Below are 15386 nucleotides of genomic sequence, written 5' to 3' on the forward strand. Positions count from 1 at the left end.
CATGCCGATGATGCCGTAGACCATTGTGTAGCCGATGGCGATCAGGCCATAGACCGACCCGAGAGTCAGGCCGTTGACCATTTGCTGCAGGAAAATACCATCCATAACGCAATCTCACGCAATGAGAACCTGGACACCTGTGGGTGGGCGGTTCTTCTAAGGAAAATACAGATTTACGTCGGAGCAATGTCAGGCGCGATCGGCTGGCAAACCACCGATCACTGTGGGAGCGAGCCTGCTCGCGATTGCGGTTTGACCATCAACGAATGTGTCGTCTGTCAGTCCGTCATCGCGAGCGTGCTCGCTCCTACAGGGGATCAGCAGTCAGCCGATCGCGTCAGCCCTTACTTCTGTTTTTCCAGCTGGTGGTATTTGCCGTCCTTGTCCCACTGGTAAACCACGTAGTCGGAGATTTTCAGGTCACCCTTGCTGTCCCAGGTCTTCTCGCCCATGACGGTTTTGACCGGGTTTTTCTTCAGCCACGCAGCCGCATCTTCGCCCTTGTTGGATTTGGCGCCGTTGAAGGCTGCAGCCAGGGTCTGAACCGACGCGTAGGCGTACAGGGTGTAGCCTTCAGGCTCGGTGCCGGCCTTGCGGAAGGCGTCCACGACAGTCTTGCTGTCCGGCAGCAGGCGTGGGTCGGCGCCGAAGGTCATCAGCACGCCATCGACGTATTGCGGGCCGCCGGCGGTGGTCACCAGTTCGTCGGTCACGATGCCGTCGTCGGACATGAATTTCACGTCTTTCAGGCCTTCGGTACGCAGTTGTTTAACCAGTGGACCGGCTTCCGGGTGCAGACCACCGAAGTAGACCACGTCGGCACCGGCCGCACGGATCTTGGTGACCACGGCGCTGAAGTCTTTCTCGCCGCGAGTCAGGCCTTCGTACAGCACCGGCTTCACGCCGCGTTTTTCCAGCTGGGCCTTGGTAGCGTCAGCCAGGCCTTGGCCGTAGGTGTCCTTGTCGTGCAGCACGACCACCTTCTTGCCCTTGAGCACGTCGACGATGTAATCGCCGGCTACGATGCCTTGCTGGTCGTCACGACCGCACATACGGAACATGGCGCTCAGGCCGCGTTCGGTAACCTGTGGGTTGGTGGAGCCTGGAGTGATTGCGATGATGCCCGCTTCGTCGTAGATCTCGGAGGCCGGGATGGTCGACGAGGAGCAGAAGTGACCGACGACGCCGGCGACTTTCTGGTTGGTCAGGTCCTTGGCGACCGTTACCGCCTGTTTCGGTTCGCAGGCGTCATCGCCCTTGACCAGTACGATTTTTTCCCCGTTGACGCCGCCCGCTGCGTTGACCGCATCGGCCGCTGCCTGTGCACCCTTCATGTATTGCTCGCCAAACGCCGCGTTGGCGCCCGTCATTGGACCTGCTACGCCGATCTTGATGTCAGCCTGAGCAAACGCAGAAACACCCAACGCAGTAGCCACTGCGAGAGCCAGAAAGCCTTTCTTGTAAAACGTATGGGACATGAGGTGGTGCTCCATGGTTTTTTTTAATTGGCACTGCGACTTCACTGAATGCTCAGAGCAAGGGCCGTGCCATCGGTTTTTTATTCTGAAAAAAGTCGCTGCCTTATTCTTATTTCGACTGTTTCGGGCCCATTTTCATTGGGCGTGCAACCGTCTAAACCGCGGCGGGTAAAACCCGTATTTTTTTCAGGCGCAACCCCTCTGCGCCATCATTGCAACCGCGGCACTAAACGACGTGCAACCAGCCTGTAACAACGTGCGTCACCGAACTGCACACTGCTGGTGCGGGACTGCTACAACCCGCACCATTTCAGGCTAGCTGCTGATCGAAAAAGCGCCGCTTTTGTGCAGCAAATTTAATTGATCAAATCACGATCCGCAGGCACTGGCCTGCGTGATACAGCGAGAACCCCGCCTCGTACAGGCAACTGCGCAGCCCCACCCCGGTCAGTGGCTGCATGGGTGCAAAGGGAATAGGTAGCGCCTGAGGATTTCCGTTACACAAATAATCGGCGAACGCCTTGCCGACCACCGTCCCTGTGGTCACGCCACGACCGTTGTAACCGGTCACTGCCACTATGCCGGGGGCGGGTTCGAACAGCCGCATCAAGTGATCGGGGGTGAAGGCGATGCAACCGGTCCAGGTGCATTCCCACTCCACCGACTTGAGGTAAGGGAAATAGTGCTGCTGGACCCGATCGGCCCAGGCCTTGAGAAACCAGGTCGGCTTCTGGTTGCCATTTCCCAGGCTGCCGAGCAGCAGGCGCCCGTCCTTGTCCCGGCGAATACTGCTGAGCACCTGACGGGTGTCCCAGGAACCCTGGCCACCCGGCAGGATTTGTTGCGCAGCCTCGTCGGTCAACGGCACCGACGCCACTTGATAGTAATAACCGGGGAAGAAATTGCGCCGCAGCTCGGTCCAGTCGCCTTCCGTGTACGCATTGGAGGCAATCACCACTTGCTCGGCCAGCACCGAGCCCTGCGCAGTCTGCACCGACCAACGCTGCCCCTGGCGCTCCAGGCGAGTGACCGGGGAATGATCGAACAACCGACCGCCAAGGCCGACGGCCGCTTTGGCCAGCCCCGTGGTGAAGGCCATGGGGTTGAGAGTACCGGCACGACGGTCGAGCAATGCCGCAGCGATTTTTTTCGTGCCCGTCGCTTGCTCGCACGCCTTTCCGGTCAACAGCTCCACCGGCGCACCACGACGCTTCCATTGTTCTTCACGACTGCGCAGATCGGCTTCGCCACGGGCGTTGTGCGCCATGTGCAGCGTGCCCTCGCGGCGCAACTGGCAATCGATGTTGTATTTGTCGACCAGACTGAACACCAATGAAGGTGCCGCGCCCAGCATGCGATTGAGCTGACTGCCGACCGCCTGGCCGAACCCGGCCTCGATCTCGTCCGGCGGGATCCACATCCCGGCGTTGACCAGCCCGACGTTGCGCCCCGACCCGCCATGACCGGCACGATGGGCTTCCAGCACACAGACTGTCTTGCCTTGCTCCAGCAAATGCACCGCCGCCGACAGCCCGGTAAAACCGGCGCCGATGACGCAGACATCTGCCGTTACTTCTCCCTTGAGCGCCGCATGGTCAGGTCGTTGCGGCGTCAGTTTTTCCCACAGACATTCTTCGCGTAACGGCATTGCCAGACTCCATCAGAAACCTAACCAACCCACGATGCAATGTAGGAGCGAGCAAGCTCGCGATGGACGACAGAGCACCGCTGGGCATCAGACAGCCCGCGTCATCGTTGACGACCATCGCGAGCATGCTCGCTCCTACAGGTTTGCCTATCAGTCGAACGTAATCCCTTGCGCCAACGGCAACTCCAGCGAGTAGTTCACGGTGTTGGTCTGACGGCGCATGTACGCGCGCCATGCATCGGAGCCGGATTCGCGGCCGCCACCGGTTTCTTTCTCGCCACCGAACGCACCACCGATTTCGGCACCGCTCGGGCCGATGTTGACGTTGGCAATGCCACAGTCGCTGCCCACGGCCGACAGGAACTGCTCGGCTTCACGCACGTCAGTGGTGAAGATGCAGGACGACAGGCCTTGTGGCACGGCGTTGTTCAACCGCAGGGCTTCGTTGAAGTCCGTGTAACCGACCACGTACAGGATCGGCGCAAAGGTTTCGTGGCGGACCACGTCGCTCTGCTCCGGCATTTCGACGATGGCCGGCGAAACGTAATAGGCATTCGGGAACTTGTCTTCAAGCTGACGCTTGCCGCCAAACACCTTGCCACCTTCGCTCAACGCCTGCTCCAGCGCGTCCTGCATATTGTCGAAACTTTGTTTGTCGATCAGCGGGCCGACCAGGTTGCCTTCCAGCGGATGACCGATGCGCACCTTGGAATAGGCGGCCTTGAGGCGAGTGACAATCTCTTCCTTGACCGACTCGTGGGCGATCAGGCGACGCAATGTGGTGCAACGCTGACCGGCGGTGCCGACGGCGCTGAACAGAATCGCGCGTACCGCCATGTCCAGGTCGGCACTTGGGCCGAGGATCATGGCGTTGTTGCCGCCCAGTTCCAGAATGCTGCGGGCAAAACGTGCGGCGATTTTCGGCGCCACTTCGCGGCCCATGCGGGTGCTGCCGGTGGCACTGACCAGCGCGACGCGCGGGTCATCGACCAGGGCTTCGCCGGCGTCGCGGCCACCGATGACGACCTGGCACAGGTGCGCCGGCGCATCGCTGAAATTTTTCAGTACGCGATCGAACAGCGCCTGGCAGGCCAGCGCGGTCAGTGGGGTTTTTTCCGACGGTTTCCAGATCACCGGGTTGCCGCAAACCAGCGCCAGCGCGGTGTTCCAGGCCCAGACCGCCACCGGGAAGTTGAATGCGCTGATCACGCCGACAACGCCCAGCGGATGCCAGGTTTCGCGCATGTGGTGGCCTGGACGCTCGGAGGCGATGGTCAGGCCGTACAACTGGCGGGACAGGCCGACGGCGAAGTCGCAGATGTCGATCATTTCCTGAACTTCACCCAGGCCTTCCTGGGTGATCTTGCCGGCTTCCCAGGACACCAGCTCGCCGAGATCGGCCTTGTATTGACGCAGGACTTCGCCGAACTGACGCACCAGCTCGCCGCGACGCGGGGCCGGAACCTTGCGCCACTGCTCGAACGCATGATCTGCGCGACTGATGTGCTGCTCGACTTCAGCGGCACCTTCCCAGTTCACGGCGGCGATGCGACTGCCGTCGATGGGCGAATGCACCGGCACTTTGCCGTTCTGGTACAGGGCCGGGTTCACTCCAAGACGATCAAGCAATGCGGCAACCATGGGTCACTCCTCAAGCAAAAAACGGAACAGGTGCAGCCGCACGATCACGGCTGATCAGGTCTGTAGTTTTAGCGCCCCGCAGGTTACTCAACAAACGACCTTTAAGAGAGATATCATTCCGTTTATTCATGCTGTGCATTGCTGGCAATAAAGAGACAAGTACAAAGGACCGCCCATGCTGAACAAACGCTATCTGCCATCGATCGCTGCCCTGCAATGTTTCGAAGCCGTGACCCGTCATTTGAGCTTCACCCGGGCCGCCGAGGAGCTGAACCTGACGCAGAGCGCTGTCAGCAAGCAGGTCGCACAGCTCGAAGAGCTGTTACAGCACTTGTTGTTTCGCCGGGTGCGCCGACGCCTGCAAATGACGCCAGCAGGCGATTTGTACCTGGTTGAAGTGCGAAAAATCCTCACGCAGGTCGAGATGTCGACCCATTACCTGCGCTCCTACGGCGGTGAAACAGAGGTCTTGCGCGTCTCGACGCCGCCAACTTTTGGAGCGCGGTGGCTGGTGCCACGCCTCAAAGGCTGGCGCCTGCGCCATCCGTCGATCCATCTGGACCTGTGCAGCGAGCAGGAGGCCGATGACCTGCTGCAAGGTCGCAGCGACCTGGCGTTCTACTTCGGCCAGGGATCACGTCCCGGCACGGAATGCCTGAAGCTGTTCGGTGAAGAGCTTGTCCCCGTCTGTGCTCCCGGCAGCCTGCCGGCCCAGCCCTTCACCGATCCGACGCAGCTCACCGAGCTTGTCCTGCTGCAAAACGCTTCCCGTCCCCAGGCCTGGCACGACTGGTTCGACAGCCAGGGCTACCACACCGAACACAGCTACCACGGCCCACGCTTCGAAACCTTCTACATGTGCATCCGCGCCGCCCAGGTCGGCTGCGGCGTGGCCTTGCTGCCACGGTTCCTGGTGGAGGAAGAACTGGCCGAAGGCAAACTGGTCATTCCCTGGCAGCATGCAATGCCCAGCACCGATGCCTATTACCTGGCGTATCCGGAGCATTCGGCGGAAGTGCCTAAGGTACGGGATTTCGTGAGGTGGATGCTGGAGCAGATCGACACGCCCCAACCCTGAAGCCCCCCTGTAGGAGCGAGCAAGCTCGCGATGAACGACAGAACACCGCGGGGTGTCAGACAGCCAGCGTCATCGTTGTCCACCATCGCGAGCTTGCTCGCTCCTACAGAGGTTCAGCGCAAAAATCGCTGGCAATTTCCACCGGCGATATGCGCCACTGTCTCTATTCCCCATGGAGAGTCCCCGTTATGAGCGAGAGTGTGTTTGCCGATCGCATCGTGCAGAACCTGCTCGACACCGACTTCTACAAGCTGACGATGATGCAGGCGGTGCTGCACAACTACCCGAACGTGGAAGTCGAATGGGAGTTTCGTTGCCGTAACAGCGAGGACTTGCGTCCGTACCTGGCGGAAATCCGCTTCCAGATCGAGCGCCTGGCCGAGTTGAGCCTGAGCGCCGATCAGTTGAGCTTCCTGGAAAGAATTTCCTTTCTGAAACCGGATTTCCTGCGTTTTCTCGGGCTGTTTCGCTTCAACTTGCGCTATATCCACACGGGCATCGAAAACGGTGAGCTGTTTATCCGCCTGCGTGGCCCCTGGTTGCATGTGATCCTGTTCGAGGTGCCGATTCTGGCAATGGTCAGCGAGGTGCGTAACCGCTATCGCTACCGGGAAATTGTCCTGGAACAGGCGCGTGAACAGCTCTATCGCAAGTTCGACTGGCTCGCCGCCAACGCCAGCGACGATGAATTGGCGCACCTGCAGGTAGCCGATTTCGGCACCCGACGTCGTTTCTCGTACCGGGTACAGGAAGAAGTGGTGAACGTGCTCAAGCACGACTTTCCCGGCCGTTTCGTCGGCACCAGCAACGTGCACCTGTCCCGGGAGCTGGACATGAAGCCGCTGGGGACCATGGCCCACGAATGGATCATGGCCCACCAGCAACTCGGCCCGCGTCTGATAGACAGCCAGATTGCCGCCCTCGATTGCTGGGTCCGCGAGTATCGCGGCCTGCTGGGGATCGCCCTGACCGATTGCATCACCAGCGATGCTTTCCTTGGCGATTTCGATCTGTTTTTCGCCAAGCTCTTCGACGGTTTGCGTCACGACTCCGGTGATCCGGTGCAGTGGGCGGAAAAAGCCATCGCGCACTATCACAGACTCGGCATAGACCCGATGAGCAAGACGCTGGTGTTCTCCGATAGCCTGACGCTGCCCAAATCCCTGGAAATATTCCGGGCACTGCATGGACGAATCAACGTCAGCTTCGGTATCGGCACCAACCTGACATGCGATATTCCGGGTGTCGAACCGATGAGCATCGTGCTTAAAATGACCGCCTGCAACGGCGCGCCGGTGGCGAAGATCTCCGACGAGCCAGGCAAGACTCACTGCAAAGACCCGAATTTCGTCGCCTATTTGCGCCACGTTTTCCAAGTACCTGCCCCATCCAGCCTATCTGGCAAGGAGTGAATTCATGCAAGCCGTACAGCGTGAGATTGCTGAACAGCTCAAGGTCCAACCGCCATTTGCCGACCAGGCCGCTCTTGAAGCGGAAGTCGCCCGACGGATTACCTTCATCCAAGACTGCCTGGTGAATTCCGGGCTCAAGACGCTGGTGCTGGGCATCAGCGGCGGCGTCGACTCCCTGACCGCCGGCCTGCTGGCCCAGCGCGCCATGGTTGAACTGCGCCAACGCACGGGTGACGACAGCTACAAGTTCATCGCCGTGCGCTTGCCGTACGAAATCCAGTTCGATGAACACGATGCCCAGGCATCGGTGGACTTCATCGAGCCGGATGAGCGCCATACGGTGAACATCGGCCCGGCAGTCAAATCCCTGGCCAGCGAAGTCGCGGCATTCGAAGGCAAGCAGGCGGTCTCGGTGGATTTCGTGCTGGGCAACACCAAGGCGCGGATGCGCATGGTCGCCCAGTACACCATCGCCGGCGCGGCTCATGGCCTGGTGATCGGTACCGATCACGCAGCCGAAGCGGTCATGGGCTTTTTCACCAAGTTCGGTGATGGCGCCTGCGACCTGGCGCCACTGAGCGGCCTGGTGAAAAATCAGGTCCGGGCAATTGCCCGCAGCTTTGGCGCGCCGGAATCGCTGGTGGAAAAAGTCCCCACCGCCGACCTCGAAGACCTGGCCCCCGGCAAACCGGACGAAGCGTCCCACGGCGTGACTTACGCCGAGATCGACGCCTTCCTGCACGGCCATCCGGTGCGCGAGGAAGCGTTCAAGATCATCGTGAACACCTACAACAAGACCCATCACAAGCGCGTGATGCCGTTTGCGCCTTGAGGTGTGAATGAATGAAAAAGCCCGCTGCGGAGTGATCCGCAGCGGGCTTTTTTTGGCCACTGCATTCGTTGATGCTAATGGCCCTTTCGCGAGCAGGCTCGCTCCCACATCGACTGCGCCAAATCTGTGGGAGCGAGCCTGCTCGCGATGAACGATGACGCGGTGTTTCAGGTTATTTCAGGGTCACGGTGCCTTTCATCATCGAGATGTGGCCCGGGAACGAGCAGAAGAAACCGTATTTTTCAGCTGGATCGAGTTTCGACACATCGAAGGTCACCGAGTCGGTTTCATTGGCGCCGACGATCTTGGTGTGGGCAATGATACGGGCGTCGCCTTCCTTCAAGTAATTCTTCTCGATACCGGCGCTCAAGCCGTCGGTGGCGATCGGCTGCATGTCGGCCTCTTTGCTCAACACCCAGTTATGACCCATGACGTTTTTCGGCAAACTGCCGGAATGAGTCAGTTCAACGGTGAAGGTTTTGCAGCTCTTGTCGATTTCAATGGCCTTGGTGTTGAAGGACATTTGGTCTGTGGAGTCAACGGTGACTTTGCACTCGGCAGCCATCAATTGGCTGCTGGCCAGTGTCAACAGGGATACCGCAACGAGTTTGGCAAACATGGTGAATCTCCAAGGCAGGGTTAACGAGAAATGCGAGTGGACAGAAGACTGCCTGAAAACTTCGCAAGTTCATATGACTTGAATCAAAAATTGTATACAACTTTTGAGCTATGGCACCCATCAAGACAATCTACCGGCCAAAGCTCTGGCCCGGCCCTATGATCAGCCCATCATCACTGATCGGAGCCCCTGACATGACCCTCAATAGCCTGTTATGCAGCCTGCTTGCCGCCTATGCCTGCGGCGCCAGCGGTACGTACGAAACGCCCAGGCGAGAAGTTTAGTCCTTGGAGCGACGCACGCCTGCCTTTACTCTGTGGCCCTGATCGACCATGGAGTAAGGCATGTCTTTAGCATCCGTATGTGTATTTTGTGGTGCCAGTACCGGCACGAACCCGGCTTACCGTGACGCCGCCATTGCGCTGGGCCGGGCATTGGCCGAACGCAAGCTGACACTGGTGTATGGCGGGGGTGCCGTCGGCCTGATGGGCATCGTGGCCGATGCCGCGCTGGCCGCCGGCGGTGAGGTGGTTGGCATCATTCCGCAAAGTCTCATGGACAAGGAAATCGGCCATAAAGGGCTGACTCGCCTGGAAGTGGTGGACGGTATGCACGCTCGCAAGGCACGAATGGCTGAACTCAGCGACGCGTTCATCGCCCTGCCCGGTGGCCTGGGCACACTCGAAGAACTGTTCGAGGTCTGGACCTGGGGCCAATTGGGTTATCACGGCAAACCGCTGGGTTTGCTGGAAGTGAACGGCTTCTACAGCAAACTCACCGGATTCCTCGACCACATCGTCAGCGAAGGTTTCGTGCGTGGCGCGCACCGCGACATGCTGCAAGTCAGCGAATCGCCGACCACGCTGCTCGACGCCCTCGATAACTGGCAACCGAGCGTTGCGCCGAAGTGGGTCGAGCAAAAGCCCGACTGATCGCCTGCCCCCTGTAGGAGCGAGCAAGCTCGCGATGGCGGTCAACGATAACGCGGGCAACCTGACACCCCGCGGTGCCCCGTCGTCCATCGCGAGCTTGCTCGCTCCTACAGGGAGAGGAATGCAAAACGCCAACCCGAAGGTTGGCGTTCTGTTCATCTCAAGGGCAGCTTAGCGCGGTACGACCGGTTTGCGACCCTGCTTGGGTCCCTTGCCTTTGGCCGCGTCCTTGCGCTCCTTGGCCGCCTGCTGGTTGCGGGCGAATGCCGCCGCCTTGGCCTGTTCGCGCTTGTCCCACGGATTGCCGCCGTCGCTGGCGCGTGGCGGCAATCCCGTGTGCTGGGTCAGGATCTTGGTGGTCTTTTCCCCTGCAACCTTGTGGCTGCCGGCCGGCGTCGAGTTCTTGCGACGGGCACTGTGGTAGCTGTCGGCGGATGGCTGGTGCAGCGGGATCAACTGGTGCTTGCCCGGCCCGATCAAGTCGCCCCGGCCCATGCGGATCAACGCTTCGCGCAGCATCGGCCAGCCTTTCGGGTCGTGATAGCGCAGGAACGCCTTGTGCAGGCGACGCTGCTCTTCGCTCTTGACGATGACCACCGAGTCGCTCTTGTAGGTGACCTTGCGCAGCGGGTTCTTGCCCGAGTGGTACATGGCGGTGGCGCTGGCCATCGGCGACGGGTAGAAAGCCTGCACCTGGTCGGCACGGAATCCGTTGCCCTTGAGCCACAGGGCCAGGTTCATCATGTCTTCGTCGGTCGTACCCGGGTGGGCGGCGATGAAGTACGGAATCAGGTATTGCTCTTTCCCGGCTTCCTTCGAGAACTTCTCGAACATGCGCTTGAACCGGTCATAAGTACCGATACCCGGCTTCATCATCTGATTGAGCGGACCTTCCTCGGTGTGTTCCGGGGCAATCTTCAGGTAGCCACCGACGTGGTGGGTCACCAGCTCCTTGACGTACTCCGGCGACTCGACCGCAAGGTCGTAGCGCAAGCCGGAAGCGATGAGGATTTTCTTCACGCCCGGCAACGCACGGGCACTGCGATAAAGCTGAATCAGCGACGAGTGATCGGTGTTCAGGTTCGGGCAGATGCCTGGGAACACGCAGGAAGGCTTGCGGCACGCGGATTCGATTTCCGGGCTCTTGCATGCAATGCGGTACATGTTCGCGGTCGGGCCGCCGAGATCGGAAATGACGCCGGTAAAACCCGGAACCTTGTCGCGAATTTCTTCGATCTCGCGAATGATCGACTCTTCGGAACGGTTCTGGATGATCCGGCCTTCGTGTTCGGTGATGGAACAGAAGGTGCAGCCGCCGAAGCAGCCACGCATGATGTTCACCGAAAAACGGATCATCTCGTAGGCCGGGATTTTCGCCTTGCCATACGCCGGGTGCGGGATGCGCTGATACGGCATGCCGAACACGTAGTCCATTTCCTCGGTGGTCATCGGAATCGGCGGCGGGTTGAACCAGACGTCGACTTCGCCATGCTTCTGGACCAGCGCACGGGCGTTGCCAGGGTTGGTTTCCAGGTGCAGTACACGGTTGGCGTGGGCATAGAGCACCGCGTCATTACGGACTTTTTCCACCGACGGCAGACGGATCACCGTTTTGTCGCGGGTCATTTTCGGGCTGGCCAGGATCTGTACAACCTTGGCTTCCTGTGGGTCTTCCACCGGGCCCTTTTCCTGCTCGATGGCGCAAGCAGCAGTGTCTTGGGTGTTCACGTACGGGTTGATGATCTTGTCGATCTTGCCCGGACGATCGATGCGCGTGGAATCGACTTCGTACCAGTCTTTGGGCGTATCGCGACGGATAAACGCGGTGCCGCGCACATCGGTGATGTCTTCGATCTTCTGACCGTAGGACAAGCGCTGGGCGACTTCGACAATGGCACGCTCGGCGTTGCCGTACAGCAGGATGTCGGCGCTGGCGTCTATGAGGATCGAGTTGCGCACCCGGTCCTGCCAGTAGTCGTAGTGGGCGATGCGGCGCAGGGATGCCTCGATGCCGCCCAGCACGATCGGCACGTGCTTGTAGGCTTCCTTGCAACGCTGGCTGTAAACCAGGCTCGCGCGGTCCGGACGCTTGCCGGCCAGGCCACCTGGCGTGTAAGCGTCATCGGAACGGATTTTCTTGTCTGCGGTGTAGCGGTTGATCATCGAGTCCATGTTGCCGGCCGCGACGCCGAAGAACAGGTTCGGCTCGCCGAGCTTCATGAAGTCGTCTTTGGACTGCCAGTCAGGCTGGGCAATGATCCCGACGCGGAAGCCCTGGGACTCCAGCAGCCGGCCAATGATTGCCATGCCGAACGATGGGTGGTCGACGTAGGCATCGCCCGTGACAATGATGATGTCGCACGAATCCCAGCCGAGCTGATCCATCTCCTCCCTGCTCATCGGCAGGAATGGCGCCGGCCCGAAACATTCGGCCCAGTACTTGGGATAGTCAAATAACGGCTTGGCTGCTTGCATGTCGATAACCGATGTTGGCTTTCATTGAATTTCGCGGGCGCGGAATATAGCACAAATTTTGACCAATTCCGACGGCCATGGTCGGAAATTGGTGGTACCTCATTCGCGGGCGAGCCTCGCTCCTACAGTTCACGCAGACCTGTAGGAGCGAGGCTCGCCCGCGAAGAGGCCCTGTCAGGCGCTGATGAGCTTACTCATCATCGTCGAAGTTGTAGCTGCCCGGCGCCAGGTTCTCGAACCGGGTGTATTTACCAATGAACGCCAGGCGAATAAAGCCGATCGGACCGTTCCGCTGCTTGCCGATGATGATTTCGGCAATACCCTTGTGCTCGGTTTCCGGGTGGTACACCTCGTCGCGGTATACGAACATGATCACGTCGGCGTCCTGCTCGATCGCTCCGGATTCCCGCAAGTCGGAGTTCACCGGACGCTTGTTGGGCCGCTGCTCCAGGGAGCGGTTGAGCTGGGACAATGCCACCACCGGGCAGTTGAACTCTTTGGCCAGCGCCTTCAGGGAACGGGAGATTTCGGAAATCTCGTTGGTTCGGTTGTCACCACTGGAACCCGGAATCTGCATCAACTGCAGGTAGTCGATCATGATCAGCCCGATCTCACCGTGTTCGCGCACCAGGCGCCGGGTGCGTGCACGCATTTCAGACGGGCTGATACCGGCCGTGTCGTCAATGAACAGCTTGCGATCATTGAGCAGGTTGACCGCCGAGGTCAGGCGCGGCCAGTCGTCATCTTCCAGTTGGCCGGAACGCACCTTGGTCTGGTCGATACGTCCCAGGGACGAAAGCATACGCATGATCAGCGATTCGCCTGGCATCTCCAGCGAGTAAACCAATACAGCCTTGTCGCTGCGCAACACGGCGTTTTCCACCAGGTTCATCGCAAAGGTGGTCTTACCCATCGACGGACGACCGGCGACGATGATCAGGTCGGCCGGTTGCAGGCCGCTGGTCTTCTCGTCGAGGTCGGTATAGCCGGTGGACAGGCCGGTAATTGCGTCGGAGGTGTTGAACAGGGTGTCGATGCGATCAATGGCCTTGGTCAGCAGCTCGTTGACGCCCACGGGGCCGCCAGTCTTGGGCCGCGCTTCGGCAATCTGGAAGATCTGCCGCTCGGCTTCATCGAGAATTTCTTCGGCGGTACGGCCTTCCGGATTGAAGGCACTGTCGGCGATCTCGTTGCTGATGCCGATCAGTTGGCGCAGGGTCGCACGCTGGCGAACGATCTGTGCATAGGCCTTGATGTTGGCGACAGACGGCGTGTTTTTTGCCAGCTCACCCAGGTAACCGAGGCCGCCGACCTGCGAAGTCTGGCCCTCCTTGTCCAGTTGCTCGGACAGGGTCACGACGTCGATCGGCATGTTCTGATCGGCCAGCTTGGCGATCGCACGGAAAATCAGTCGGTGGTCATGTCGATAGAAATCGCCGTCGGAGACTTGATCGAGCACACGCTCCCAGGCGTTGTTGTCCAGCATCAGACCACCGAGTACAGCCTGTTCGGCTTCGATGGAGTGTGGCGGCACCTTCAGCGCGGCGGTTTGCAGATCGTATTGCTCGGGAGCGGAGATTTCGTTCATGGCCACTTGGTTCTTGAGGAAGAGCAAGGATTGAAAACTGGAGTTACCAGAAAGACAAAGGGCACGACCTGTAAACAGGATCGTGCCCGATGTTACCGGCAAGCACCCGAGGGTGCCAGCCGACAAGTACTGCTTAAGCTGCTACCACGACAACGCGTACGGTGGCTTCAACTTCGGCGTGCAGGTGCACAGCCACGTCGAATTCACCAACGTTGCGGATGGTGCCGTTCGGCAGACGAACTTCGCTTTTTGCAACTTCAACGCCGGAGGCGGTCAGTGCATCAGCGATGTCGTGGGTGCCGATCGAACCGAACAGCTTGCCTTCGTCGCCAGCGGTGGCAGTGATGGTCACTTCCAGCTCGGCCAGTTGGGCAGCGCGGCTTTCAGCCGAAGCTTTACGCTCTGCTGCAGCTTTTTCCAGCTCGGCGCGACGCTCTTCGAACGCAGCCAGGTTGGCTGGGGTCGCAGCGGTTGCCTTGCCGTAAGGCAGCAGGTAGTTACGACCGTAACCAGCCTTAACGTTCACTTTGTCACCCAGGTTGCCCAGGTTGGTGACTTTTTCCAGAAGGATCAGTTGCATGTGAAAATCCTCTTAACTTTTAACCTTCACCGTTCGCGTTATCGGCGTCTTTCGGCGCCAGACGACCGCGAAAATCAATCAGGCTGTCGACGATGGCCAGGACCACCAGCAACGGATAGATCAGCTGCATGAACAGCAACAGCGTGACGTACAACCCCACCAGCCAGAATCTGGCCAGCCGCTTTTGCGCCACCAGCCCGTGAATCAGGGCCAGCCCGGCGAAAACCAGCGGTACGCTGCACAACGGCACAAGCATGGACATCTGAACACCGAAATTCGGTGTAACAACCATGCCCGCCAGCAGCAACATCGCGGGTCCCAGCGGGATTCGAATGGCGCGAAACTCGCGACCGAAACCACCCGGGTTGTACAACAACGCCTGCCAGTAGCGCCCGACAATCAGGCTCAGCACACTGACGATTTGCAACAAGGCCGCAATCAGGCCGGTCAGGATGGGTGCAATCAGGGACGCGAATCGCGCTTGTTCGTCTACCGACATTTGCTGGTAGACCTCACCGAGTAGCGACGGCATGACCTTAATCAAAGCCTGCGCCAGCATCTCGATCTGAGGACCAAAAGCCGTCCCCAGCACCACTGAAAACACCACACCCATTGCTACGCTGACCAGCAGCACGCGGTTCCAGGACTCACTTGCGCGCAAAACCAACGCAAGGCTCGCAGACCCCAGCAGTACAAGAACCGCCCTCGGGTCGTCGGAGTAAAGCCACCAGATCAATGCCGGCAGCAGTCCCAGGGCAAGAACCCCCTGGGCATCCCTCAATCCGCGCCGCAGGAGCACGAGGCATCCGGCGGCAGCACCCAACCAATACAACAACGGCAATGCCGCACATCCAGCCACTACCAGAGTGGCCTGCATACGGCCCCGCATGATGAACTCAGCCAAGGCACGCATACATTCAATCCTTTGCTACGTATCGACTACCCGGTCTCAGCGGCCGTGGCTGTCGGTGTAGGCCAGCAAGGCCAGGAAGCGGGCGCGCTTGATAGTCCACCGCACCACCGAGTTTCTGCGCATGCTGCAAGGTGCAGGGGCAGTGGAAGGCCAGGCGCCGGGCACTGTGTATGCCGAGTTTTTCCAGGGG

General features: G+C 59.7%; 12 protein-coding genes and 2 pseudogenes. 4 read left to right on the forward strand and 10 right to left on the reverse strand.

The annotated features are described in order from the left end of the window. From ACQKP2_RS28925 to amaB, 4 genes and pseudogenes are all read right to left on the reverse strand, one after another. Window positions 1-105 (reverse strand): annotated as a pseudogene (locus tag ACQKP2_RS28925) (branched-chain amino acid ABC transporter permease LivH); the annotation flags it as partial. Window positions 106-344: 239 nt separating this feature from the next. Continuing rightward, a complete protein-coding gene (locus ACQKP2_RS28930) occupies window positions 345-1478 on the reverse strand; it encodes an ABC transporter substrate-binding protein (protein ID WP_427581604.1) in 1134 nt (377 codons plus the stop codon). Window positions 1479-1842: 364 nt separating this feature from the next. Beyond that, the gene (amaA, locus tag ACQKP2_RS28935) at window positions 1843-3126 is read right to left on the reverse strand and encodes an L-pipecolate oxidase (RefSeq protein WP_427581606.1); all 1284 of its coding nucleotides are present in this window, start codon (window positions 3124-3126) and stop codon (window positions 1843-1845) included. A gap of 150 nt (window positions 3127-3276) precedes the next feature. Then, window positions 3277-4767, reverse strand: coding sequence for an L-piperidine-6-carboxylate dehydrogenase (gene amaB, locus ACQKP2_RS28940; protein WP_427581608.1), 1491 nt, complete (start codon window positions 4765-4767; stop codon window positions 3277-3279). Between the two features lie 175 nt (window positions 4768-4942). Between amaB and ACQKP2_RS28945 the strand changes: the two genes are divergently transcribed. From ACQKP2_RS28945 to nadE, 3 genes are all read left to right on the forward strand, one after another. Then, on the forward strand, window positions 4943-5845 hold the full coding sequence (locus ACQKP2_RS28945; RefSeq protein WP_427581610.1) for a LysR family transcriptional regulator: 903 nt from the start codon (window positions 4943-4945) through the stop codon (window positions 5843-5845). Between the two features lie 188 nt (window positions 5846-6033). Further along, a complete protein-coding gene (gene pncB, locus ACQKP2_RS28950) occupies window positions 6034-7257 on the forward strand; it encodes a nicotinate phosphoribosyltransferase (RefSeq protein ID WP_427581612.1) in 1224 nt (407 codons plus the stop codon). A gap of 4 nt (window positions 7258-7261) precedes the next feature. Then, complete coding sequence (gene nadE / locus ACQKP2_RS28955) at window positions 7262-8089, forward strand: ammonia-dependent NAD(+) synthetase (RefSeq protein ID WP_427581614.1); 828 nt, start codon at window positions 7262-7264, stop codon at window positions 8087-8089. Between the two features lie 172 nt (window positions 8090-8261). Here the strand turns inward: nadE and azu are convergent, their stop codons facing one another. Beyond that, the gene (azu, locus tag ACQKP2_RS28960) at window positions 8262-8708 is read right to left on the reverse strand and encodes an azurin (protein WP_427581616.1); all 447 of its coding nucleotides are present in this window, start codon (window positions 8706-8708) and stop codon (window positions 8262-8264) included. Window positions 8709-9052: 344 nt separating this feature from the next. Between azu and ACQKP2_RS28965 the strand changes: the two genes are divergently transcribed. Further along, window positions 9053-9640, forward strand: coding sequence for a TIGR00730 family Rossman fold protein (locus tag ACQKP2_RS28965; RefSeq protein ID WP_427581618.1), 588 nt, complete (start codon window positions 9053-9055; stop codon window positions 9638-9640). A 171-nt stretch (window positions 9641-9811) separates the two neighbouring features. Here ACQKP2_RS28965 and ACQKP2_RS28970 read toward each other — a convergent pair whose 3' ends face one another. The 5 genes and pseudogenes from ACQKP2_RS28970 to ACQKP2_RS28990 all read right to left on the reverse strand — a co-directional run. After that, entirely contained in the window at window positions 9812-12115 is a 2304-nt protein-coding gene (locus ACQKP2_RS28970; protein WP_427581620.1) for a YgiQ family radical SAM protein, read from the reverse strand. Window positions 12116-12305: 190 nt separating this feature from the next. After that, a complete protein-coding gene (gene dnaB, locus ACQKP2_RS28975) occupies window positions 12306-13703 on the reverse strand; it encodes a replicative DNA helicase (protein WP_427581622.1) in 1398 nt (465 codons plus the stop codon). Window positions 13704-13836: 133 nt separating this feature from the next. Then, window positions 13837-14283 (reverse strand): 50S ribosomal protein L9, encoded by a 447-nt coding sequence (gene rplI, locus ACQKP2_RS28980; RefSeq protein ID WP_427581624.1) that lies wholly within the window; start codon window positions 14281-14283, stop codon window positions 13837-13839. A gap of 19 nt (window positions 14284-14302) precedes the next feature. After that, on the reverse strand, window positions 14303-15196 hold the full coding sequence (locus ACQKP2_RS28985; protein WP_427581626.1) for a hypothetical protein: 894 nt from the start codon (window positions 15194-15196) through the stop codon (window positions 14303-14305). 94 nt (window positions 15197-15290) lie between these two features. After that, window positions 15291-15386: pseudogene (locus ACQKP2_RS28990) on the reverse strand (hypothetical protein); the annotation flags it as partial.

It is taken from the genome of Pseudomonas sp. NPDC089569 (genome assembly GCF_050280625.1).
GTDB lineage: Bacteria > Pseudomonadota > Gammaproteobacteria > Pseudomonadales > Pseudomonadaceae > Aquipseudomonas.

Bases quoted from the DNA above. Each gene is read 5' to 3' on its own strand.
- ACQKP2_RS28930 (WP_427581604.1), bottom strand. From the start codon at position 1,478: ATGTCCCATACGTTTTACAAGAAAGGCTTTCTGGCTCTCGCAGTGGCT.
- amaA (WP_427581606.1), bottom strand. From the start codon at position 3,126: ATGCCGTTACGCGAAGAATGTCTGTGGGAAAAACTGACGCCGCAACGA.
- amaB (WP_427581608.1), bottom strand. From the start codon at position 4,767: ATGGTTGCCGCATTGCTTGATCGTCTTGGAGTGAACCCGGCCCTGTAC.
- ACQKP2_RS28945 (WP_427581610.1), top strand. From the start codon at position 4,943: ATGCTGAACAAACGCTATCTGCCATCGATCGCTGCCCTGCAATGTTTC.
- pncB (WP_427581612.1), top strand. From the start codon at position 6,034: ATGAGCGAGAGTGTGTTTGCCGATCGCATCGTGCAGAACCTGCTCGAC.
- nadE (WP_427581614.1), top strand. From the start codon at position 7,262: ATGCAAGCCGTACAGCGTGAGATTGCTGAACAGCTCAAGGTCCAACCG.
- azu (WP_427581616.1), bottom strand. From the start codon at position 8,708: ATGTTTGCCAAACTCGTTGCGGTATCCCTGTTGACACTGGCCAGCAGC.
- ACQKP2_RS28965 (WP_427581618.1), top strand. From the start codon at position 9,053: ATGTCTTTAGCATCCGTATGTGTATTTTGTGGTGCCAGTACCGGCACG.
- ACQKP2_RS28970 (WP_427581620.1), bottom strand. From the start codon at position 12,115: ATGCAAGCAGCCAAGCCGTTATTTGACTATCCCAAGTACTGGGCCGAA.
- dnaB (WP_427581622.1), bottom strand. From the start codon at position 13,703: ATGAACGAAATCTCCGCTCCCGAGCAATACGATCTGCAAACCGCCGCG.
- rplI (WP_427581624.1), bottom strand. From the start codon at position 14,283: ATGCAACTGATCCTTCTGGAAAAAGTCACCAACCTGGGCAACCTGGGT.
- ACQKP2_RS28985 (WP_427581626.1), bottom strand. From the start codon at position 15,196: ATGCGTGCCTTGGCTGAGTTCATCATGCGGGGCCGTATGCAGGCCACT.